The sequence below is a fragment of the Pseudomonas sp. CFBP 13602 genome (genome assembly GCF_014842725.1).
Lineage (GTDB): Bacteria > Pseudomonadota > Gammaproteobacteria > Pseudomonadales > Pseudomonadaceae > Aquipseudomonas > Aquipseudomonas baltica.
This window is the reverse complement of the sequence record NZ_JACYVT010000018.1, coordinates 1-1385: the sequence shown is the minus strand read 5'-3', so window position 1 is coordinate 1385 and position 1385 is coordinate 1. Positions and strand designations below refer to the sequence as shown.

1 rRNA gene is annotated in these 1385 nt (G+C 53.4%); it reads right to left on the bottom strand.

The features are described 5' to 3' along the window. Positions 1-19: 19 nt before the first annotated feature. Positions 20-1385: ribosomal RNA gene (locus tag IFU31_RS21575) — 23S ribosomal RNA — on the bottom strand; the annotation flags it as partial.

Here is a 1385-nt window from a genome sequence, read left to right as displayed (position 1 = left end):
CAAATTGCTTGGGTGTTATATGGTCAAGCCTCACGGGCAATTAGTATGGGTTAGCTCAACGCCTCACAGCGCTTACACACCCCACCTATCAACGTCGTAGTCTTCGACGGCCCTTCAGGGAACTCAAGGTTCCAGTGAGATCTCATCTTGAGGCAAGTTTCCCGCTTAGATGCTTTCAGCGGTTATCTTTCCCGAACATAGCTACCCGGCAATGCCACTGGCGTGACAACCGGAACACCAGAGGTTCGTCCACTCCGGTCCTCTCGTACTAGGAGCAGCCCCTCTCAAATCTCAAACGTCCACGGCAGATAGGGACCGAACTGTCTCACGACGTTCTAAACCCAGCTCGCGTACCACTTTAAATGGCGAACAGCCATACCCTTGGGACCGGCTTCAGCCCCAGGATGTGATGAGCCGACATCGAGGTGCCAAACACCGCCGTCGATATGAACTCTTGGGCGGTATCAGCCTGTTATCCCCGGAGTACCTTTTATCCGTTGAGCGATGGCCCTTCCATACAGAACCACCGGATCACTAAGACCTACTTTCGTACCTGCTCGACGTGTCTGTCTCGCAGTCAAGCGCGCTTTTGCCTTTATACTCTACGACCGATTTCCGACCGGTCTGAGCGCACCTTCGTACTCCTCCGTTACTCTTTAGGAGGAGACCGCCCCAGTCAAACTACCCACCATACACTGTCCTCGATCCGGATAACGGACCTGAGTTAGAACCTCAAAGTTGCCAGGGTGGTATTTCAAGGTTGGCTCCACGCAGACTGGCGTCCACGCTTCAAAGCCTCCCACCTATCCTACACAAGCAAATTCAAAGTCCAGTGCAAAGCTATAGTAAAGGTTCACGGGGTCTTTCCGTCTAGCCGCGGATACACTGCATCTTCACAGCGATTTCAATTTCACTGAGTCTCGGGTGGAGACAGCGCCGCCATCGTTACGCCATTCGTGCAGGTCGGAACTTACCCGACAAGGAATTTCGCTACCTTAGGACCGTTATAGTTACGGCCGCCGTTTACCGGGGCTTCGATCAAGAGCTTCGCTTGCGCTAACCCCATCAATTAACCTTCCGGCACCGGGCAGGCGTCACACCCTATACGTCCACTTTCGTGTTTGCAGAGTGCTGTGTTTTTAATAAACAGTCGCAGCGGCCTGGTATCTTCGACCGGCATGAGCTTACGGAGCAAGTCCTTCACCCTCACCGGCGCACCTTCTCCCGAAGTTACGGTGCCATTTTGCCTAGTTCCTTCACCCGAGTTCTCTCAAGCGCCTTGGTATTCTCTACCCAACCACCTGTGTCGGTTTGGGGTACGGTTCCTGGTTACCTGAAGCTTAGAAGCTTTTCTTGGAAGCATGGCATCAACCACTTCGTCGTCT